This is a genomic window from Streptomyces sp. 13-12-16, assembly GCF_002114215.1.
GTDB lineage: Bacteria > Actinomycetota > Actinomycetes > Streptomycetales > Streptomycetaceae > Streptomyces.
On sequence record NZ_NCTE01000807.1, the window covers coordinates 843 to 7,669 of the forward strand.

A 6,827-nucleotide genomic window follows, 5' to 3' on the forward strand; every position below is an offset into this window, starting at 1 on the left:
TGAGCACTGCAGCGCGAAGTCCAGCGCCACCTCCAGCCCCAGCTCACCGGCCCGGGCGACGAAGCGGGTGAAGTCCTCCAGGGTGCCCAGTTGCGGGTGGACGGCGTCGTGGCCGCCCTCCGGCGAGCCGATCGCCCAGGGCACGCCGACGTCGTCGGGGCCGGCGTCGAGGGTGTTGTTGGGGCCCTTGCGGTGGGTGGTGCCGATCGGGTGGATCGGCGGGAGGTAGACCACGTCGAAGCCCATCGCGGCGATCGCGGGCAGGCGGCGGGCGGCGGTCTCGAAGGTGCCGTGCGGCTGCTGCGGGGTGCCCTCGGAGCGGGGGAAGAACTCGTACCAGGCGCCGTACAGGGCCCGCTCGCGTTCCACCAGCAGCGGCAGCGGCTCACTGCTGGTGACCAGCTCCCGCAGCGGATGCCGGGCCAGCACCGCGTCCACCTCCGGCGTCAACGCCGCCGCCAGCCGGGTGGCACAGGGCAGGGAGTCGTCCCGCAGGATCTCGGCCGCGGCGAGTACCACGGCCTGTCCGTCGTCCCGCGGGACCCCGGCGACCGCACGCTCGTACAGGTCGGCGCCCTCCTCCAGCACCAGTCCGGTGTCGATGCCCGCCGGGACCTTGATGCCGGCGGTCCTGCGCCAGGTGGCCACGGGATCGCCCCACGCCTCGACGCGGTAGGTCCAACGGCCCGGGCCGTCCGCGACGACCTCCGCGCCCCACCGGTCACTGCCCGGCGCCAGTTCCCGCATCGGCGTGAACGGCCCCGGGCGCCCCTCGGGATCCTTCAGCACCACGTCGGCGGCGACCGCGTCGTGGCCCTCCCGGAAAAGTGTGGCCGTGACCTCGAACGTCTCGCCCACGACGGCCTTGGCCGGCCGCCTGCCGCAGTCCACGGACGGCCGGACGTCCCGTACCGGGACACGGCCGATGGTCCGGCTCGTCTTCATGGGTCTGTGCACCTCCGCCGTGCTCGACGCCCGGGCGGACGCCCGGGCGTGGGACCAAACAGCGGCGGGAAGGTCACTGCCTTCCCGCCGGGGAGCGCCGCTCGACGGCCGGCGGTCCCCGTCGGACCGCCGCCGCCGGACGGGGCGTGTCGTTCTGTTCCTGCAGATAGGTGACGAGGGTGGTGCGCAGATACCGTTCGGCGGCGTCCGCCGCCTCCCGCGCGCAGCGCTTGCCCATCAGCACGCAGAGGGTGTAGCCGGCGTCCTCGAAGGTGGCCCGTACCGTGTGATCGGTCGGGGCCGCCAGCATCACGCGTTCCCAGGCCCGGTACCGACGCAACTGCCGGGCAACTTCGGCTTTGGCGGGTAGCAGCATGGCGCCGTTCACCTTTCCGGGGCTCGATTCGAGGCGCGTTGTCCCGGCGGTCGGGCGGCGGCCGTGCGCGCAGATGCACGGACCCGTAACGGCGATCGAGGTCTTCACACATGGTGCACGGGTGATGACGCAACGTCTTGTTGGCTTTTCAATCACTTGACGCGGCGTGCCGCGGCCGGCTCCGTCCGGATGCCGCCCCGGGAGTCACGGATGTGCGCTCGTGTTGCACGAACGGACCAACCCCCTCACTCTGAAAAGTGACTCAGAAGCGATACCCGCTCACGTTCCGTGTTCGGGGGCTCGCCCCGCGGGGGGCGAGGAGGGACGAGAGCTTCGCGTGAGGAGCCAACGACCATGAAGACCGCAGTGCCCTGCTACTACCACCTCGACGTGGAAGTCAGCCCCGAGAGGGTGGGACAGGTCAGCCGCATACTGGCCGCTCACCTCCGGTTCTGGGACCTGGAGAATCTGATGGAGCCCGTCTGCGGTGGCGCCGAGATGCTGCTGCGGGCCATCGACGAGCACGCCACCGACAAGAACACGTCGATCGAGATGTGGTGGAACGGCCAGCACCTCATCACGGCCATCGGTGACAACAACCGCGCCCTGCGCCCCGACCAGGAGCTGCGCGGCTGCCTCGAGCACATCGCGGCGAGCAGCGACGGCTGGGGCTGCTGCGCCACCGAGAACGGCAGCAAGGTCATCTGGTTCTCGCAGCGCGCCCGCGCCGGCGAACGCGTCCCCCTCGTGCCGACCGCGCCCGACCCGCGCGAGAGCGAGGGCCTGGACCTCCCCCGCGAGGTGAGCGTCGCCACGCTCACCGGCCGGGTACGCCTGCCGGACGGCCTCCTGGAGGAAGTCCGGTGACCCGGCGACAGAACCGGAAAGGGGCGCCCGCCTGGAGCGGGCGCCCCTACCCGCTGGGTGCGGCCCACGACGGCGAGGGCACCAACTTCGCGCTCTTCAGCGAGGTCGCCGAACGCGTCGACCTGGTGCTGGTCGACGACGAAGGACGGCACACCACCACACGGCTCACCGAGGTCGACGGCTTCGTCTGGCACGGCTACCTCCCCGGCGTCGGCCCCGGGCAGCGCTACGGCTACCGGGTGCACGGCCCCTGGGCCCCGGCGGCCGGCGACCGCTGCAACCCGGCGAAACTGCTCCTCGACCCCTACGCCACCGCGGTGGACGGCCAGATCGACAACCACCCATCGCTGTACGAGCGCGCCCCGCACGGCCCCGACCCCGCCGACAGCGCCGGACACACCATGCTCGGCGTGGTGACCGACCCGGCCTTCGACTGGGGCGACGACACCCGGCCCGGCCGCCCCTACTCCGACACCGTGATCTACGAGGCCCACGTCAAGGGCCTCACCCGCACCCACCCCGACGTCCCCGAGGAACTCAGGGGCACCTACGCCGGACTGGCGCACCCCGCGGTGGTCGAGCACCTCACCTCGCTCGGCGTCACCGCCGTCGAACTGATGCCGGTCCACCAGTTCGTCCAGGACGGTGTGCTGCAGGGCCGCGACCTGACCAACTACTGGGGCTACAACACCATCGGCTTCTTCGCCCCGCACAACGCCTACGCCGCCCGCGGCACCCGCGGCCAGCAGGTCACCGAGTTCAAGGAGATGGTGAAGACCCTGCACGCGGCCGGGCTCGAAGTCATCCTCGACGTCGTCTACAACCACACCGCCGAGGGCAACGAGAAGGGCCCCACCCTCTCCTTCCGGGGCATCGACAACTCCTCGTACTACCGCCTGGTGGACGGCGACTGGTCGCACTACTACGACACCACCGGCACCGGCAACAGCCTGCTGATGCGCCACCCCTACGTCCTCCAGCTGATCATGGACTCGCTCAGGTACTGGGTCACCGAGATGCACGTCGACGGCTTCCGCTTCGACCTCGCCGCCACCCTGGCCCGGCAGTTCCACGAGGTCGACCGGCTGTCGGCGTTCTTCGACCTCATCCAGCAGGACCCCGTGATCAGCCGCGTCAAACTGATCGCCGAACCCTGGGACGTGGGCGAGGGCGGCTACCAGGTGGGCAACTTCCCCCCGCTGTGGTCGGAGTGGAACGGCCTGTACCGGGACGCCGTACGGGACTTCTGGCGCGGCGAGGAACACACCCTCGGCGAGTTCGCCTCCCGGCTGACCGGCTCCTCCGACCTGTACGCGCACAACGGACGCCGCCCGCGCGCCAGCGTCAACTTCGTCACCGCGCACGACGGCTTCACCCTGCGCGACCTCGTCTCGTACAACGACAAGCACAACAGGGCCAACGGCGAGGGCGACCGGGACGGCGAGAGCAACAACCGGTCCTGGAACTGCGGCGCGGAGGGCGCCACCCGCGACCCGGCCGTACTCGAACTCCGCGCCCGCCAGCAGCGCAACTTCCTCGCCACCCTGCTGCTCTCCCAGGGCATCCCGATGCTCTCCCACGGCGACGAACTGGGCCGCACCCAGCGCGGCAACAACAACGCCTACTGCCAGGACAACGAGATCAGCTGGATCGACTGGCGGCTCACCGGCGAACAGCGCGACCTGCTGGACTTCACCCGCAGGCTCATCTCGCTGCGCCTCGCCCACCCCGTGCTGCGCCGCCGCCGCTTCTTCCGGGGCGAGACCGTGCGCCACGCCGGCCAGCCGCTGCCCGACCTGGTGTGGCTGCTGCCCGACGGGCGGGAGATGACCGACGACGACTGGCGGCGCTCCGACGCCCACTCGGTCGGGGTGTTCCTCAACGGCGACGCCATCGCCGAACCCGGCCCGCGCGGCCGGCGCCTGGTCGACGACTCCTTCCTGCTGCTGCTCAACAGCCACTGGGAGCCCGTCGGATTCCGCCTGCCGCCCGCCTCCTACGGCGAGCGCTGGACGGCCCTGATCGACACCGCCGACCCGGAGGGCGCCCCCGACGAGGCGGAGCACAAGGCCGGCACCACCCTCACCGCGGGCCCCCGCAGCCTGGTCCTGCTGTCCCGCCCGTCCCGCACGTCGGGGTGACCGCGGCAGGGCCCGCGGGGCGGGGCGTCAGCGCTCGCTGCGTGACGTCACCGTGAACTGGGCGCCCTCGTTGTCGCGGAGCACGGCCTCGTCGGCGCCCAGGGAGAGCACACTGCCGCCGTGCCGTTCCGCGGCGCGGGCGCAGGCGGCCACGTCCTTCACGGCGAAGTGCACCTGCCAGTGCGGCCGGACCGTCGGGTCGGGAGCCGACTCCGCCGCCCCCGACTCGATCCGCGCCACCACGTCCCCCTCGCTGCGCAGCACCACTTCCTCGCCCTCGTACTGCACCTCGACGCAGCCCGGTTTGTCGGACGCCCAGTCGAAGACCCCGCCGTAGAAGATCGCGGCGTCGAAGGCGTCGCGGGTGTGCAGCCGGACGAACGCGAGCTGCGCGCGGCGCCAGGTGGGCCAGTCGGTGAACAGCTCGCCCTCCCAGACCCCGAACGTCGCCCCGTCCCGGTCGGCCAGCAGTGCCGCGCGTCCGGGCGGCAGGGAGATCGGGCCGACCGCCGCGGTGCCGCCGCGTTCCTGCACCCGCCCCGCGGCCTCGTCGGCGCTGCGCACCGCGAAGTACGGCGTCCACGCCACCGCCATCTGCCACATGCCGGCGACGTCGGCGATCCCGGCCACCGGCCGGCCCTCGGACAGGGCGATGCGGAACCGGTCGCCGAGGCGCACCGGACGCCACTCCCAGCCCAGCACGGCCCCGTAGAACTCCTCGGTCGTCTTCATGTCACGGCTGGTCAGGCTCACCCAGCAGGGTGTCCCGAACACGGAGTGCGTCGAGAAGACGTCCGTCGCGCCGGCGGGGGAGGGCATGTCGTGGTTCATGGCAGTCGCGTCCTGATCTCGTCGGCCTGGCAGCCACCCGGATGGCACCAGTGTCCGCCGGGTACCCCTCCGGGCGCCTGCCGAGTACCCCGGCGGCGGCACCGAAACGGTGGCCCGCCGCCCCGGGCCGCCCCGGTGGCGCAGGGCGGCCGCGGTGGCGACGATGGATGGGTCGGACACTGGGTGAAGGCACTCAAGCACTATGCGAAGGCACCACGAGAGCGGCACACCGGACCCGGAGGTGACCATGCCCACGGACGGGGGCGCCGACCGCATCCTCCAGCTGGAGGAAGAAGTCCAGCAGCTGAAGGACGCGGTCGTCTCGCACGCGGTGGTGGACCAGGCGATCGGCATGATCGTCGCGCTCGGACGGGTCTCGCCCGACCAGGGCTGGACCGTGCTGAAGGAGGTCTCCCAGCGCACGAACATCAAACTCCGCAACGTGGCCGACCTGATCCTCGTCTGGGGACGCGCCGGGCTCCTGCCGGCGGAGGTGCGGACGGTGCTGGAGGAGGTCCTGGACCGGCTCGGCCCCACCCAGATCCCGGGCGTGCCGCCGGAGGACTGACGCGCCCCGCGGAGCCCGCCCCGCTCAGCCGGCCTCGGCCTCGGTGAACAGTTCCTCGCGCAGATGGGCGAAGCATCCGCTGAGCAGCCGGGACACGTGCATCTGCGAGATGCCGAGCTGCCCGGCGATGTCGCTCTGCGTCATCCCCCGGAAGAACCTCAGATAGAGGATGAGCCGCTCGCGCTCCGGCAGCGCCTCCAGACAGGGCCGCACCGCCACCCGGTCGACGACGGTGTCGTAGGCCGGATCGGGGCCGCCGATCGCGTCGCCCAGGGCGTAGCCGTCGGTGCCCGGCATCTCCGCCTCCAGTGACAGCGCGGAGAAGCACTCCAGGGCCTCCATCCCGGTGCGCACCTCGCTCTCGGTCAGCAGGGTGTGCGCGGCGATCTCGGCGACCGTGGGGGAGCGGCCCGCGGTGGTCTGCGCCAGCTCCTTCGCCGCGTGCCGCACACGGTTGCGCAGGTCCTGGACCCGGCGCGGTACGTGCAGCGTCCACATGTGGTCGCGGAAGTGGCGCTTGATCTCGCCGGTGATCGTCGGAACGGCGTACGCCTCGAAGGCGTTGCCGCGCGCCGGGTCGTAGTGGTCCACCGCCTTGACCAGACCGAGGGCCGCCACCTGGTACAGATCCTCCAGGGCCTCACCGCGGCCCCGGAAACGGACGGCGATGCGCTCGGCCATGGGCAGCCAGGCCGTGACCAGCGCGTCGCGCAGCATCCTGCGTTCGGGCCCTTCGGGCAGCCGGGCCAGGCGCGCGAAGTCCCCCGCCGTGTCGGGGGCGTCGTCGTGGGGGTGCTGCTTCCTGGGACTGACGGTACGCATCGCGCGCACCTCCCTGAGCGGGGTGCCGGATGGACAGAACCCGTGGGAAACGGCGGCTCGGACCACGACAGGCCCGCGGCCGGCGAAGCGGTTCCCACGGACGTGCCTCCTGTCCGAAGCACTGAGAATTCCCTTCCCCGTGTTCCGTCGTTCCAAAACGGCTCCCGGAATTCGGCGGAGAAAATCACCGGAAAGCACACGGCGTGGAATCGAGTGAATTCACGGCGTGAAATTCCCCGCCCCGGAGCGGGCGGCTCCGGACCGGGCGGTCCCCGCC

Annotated in this window: 7 protein-coding genes; 3 read left to right on the forward strand and 4 right to left on the reverse strand. The window is 71.8% G+C overall.

The window, feature by feature from the left end; translation table 11 throughout:
- Both B7767_RS29300 and B7767_RS29305 read right to left on the reverse strand, forming a co-directional pair.
- Positions 1-945: maltotransferase domain-containing protein (locus B7767_RS29300; RefSeq protein WP_256923614.1), on the reverse strand; the 945-nt coding region annotated here is incomplete at its 3' end.
- A gap of 73 nt (positions 946-1,018) precedes the next feature.
- Entirely contained in the window at positions 1,019-1,321 is a 303-nt protein-coding gene (locus tag B7767_RS29305) for a DUF5133 domain-containing protein (protein ID WP_085574797.1), read from the reverse strand.
- Between the two features lie 354 nt (positions 1,322-1,675).
- Between B7767_RS29305 and B7767_RS29310 the strand changes: the two genes are divergently transcribed.
- Together B7767_RS29310 and glgX are read left to right on the forward strand one after the other, a co-directional pair.
- Complete coding sequence (locus B7767_RS29310; RefSeq protein WP_085574793.1) at positions 1,676-2,188, forward strand: pep a2; 513 nt, start codon at positions 1,676-1,678, stop codon at positions 2,186-2,188.
- Positions 2,185-4,329, forward strand: a complete 2,145-nt coding sequence (glgX, locus tag B7767_RS29315; protein ID WP_085574794.1) for a glycogen debranching protein GlgX — start codon at positions 2,185-2,187, stop codon at positions 4,327-4,329. Before B7767_RS29310 ends, glgX begins: the two co-directional genes overlap by 4 nt.
- A gap of 27 nt (positions 4,330-4,356) precedes the next feature.
- On the opposite strand, the gene B7767_RS29320 is transcribed toward glgX, so the two are convergent.
- Positions 4,357-5,160, reverse strand: a complete 804-nt coding sequence (locus tag B7767_RS29320; protein ID WP_085574795.1) for a VOC family protein — start codon at positions 5,158-5,160, stop codon at positions 4,357-4,359.
- Positions 5,161-5,401: 241 nt separating this feature from the next.
- Between B7767_RS29320 and B7767_RS29325 the strand changes: the two genes are divergently transcribed.
- Complete coding sequence (locus B7767_RS29325; protein ID WP_085574798.1) at positions 5,402-5,728, forward strand: ANTAR domain-containing protein; 327 nt, start codon at positions 5,402-5,404, stop codon at positions 5,726-5,728.
- Between the two features lie 24 nt (positions 5,729-5,752).
- Here the strand turns inward: B7767_RS29325 and B7767_RS29330 are convergent, their stop codons facing one another.
- A complete protein-coding gene (locus tag B7767_RS29330) occupies positions 5,753-6,550 on the reverse strand; it encodes an RNA polymerase sigma factor SigF (protein ID WP_085574796.1) in 798 nt (265 codons plus the stop codon).
- Between the last annotated feature and the right edge of the window lie 277 nt (positions 6,551-6,827).

Excerpts from the sequence above, each read along its gene's own strand:
- B7767_RS29305 (WP_085574797.1), bottom strand. The coding sequence starts at position 1,321 with ATGCTGCTACCCGCCAAAGCCGAAGTTGCCCGGCAGTTGCGTCGGTAC.
- B7767_RS29310 (WP_085574793.1), top strand. The coding sequence starts at position 1,676 with ATGAAGACCGCAGTGCCCTGCTACTACCACCTCGACGTGGAAGTCAGC.
- B7767_RS29330 (WP_085574796.1), bottom strand. The coding sequence starts at position 6,550 with ATGCGTACCGTCAGTCCCAGGAAGCAGCACCCCCACGACGACGCCCCC.
- B7767_RS29320 (WP_085574795.1), bottom strand. The coding sequence starts at position 5,160 with ATGAACCACGACATGCCCTCCCCCGCCGGCGCGACGGACGTCTTCTCG.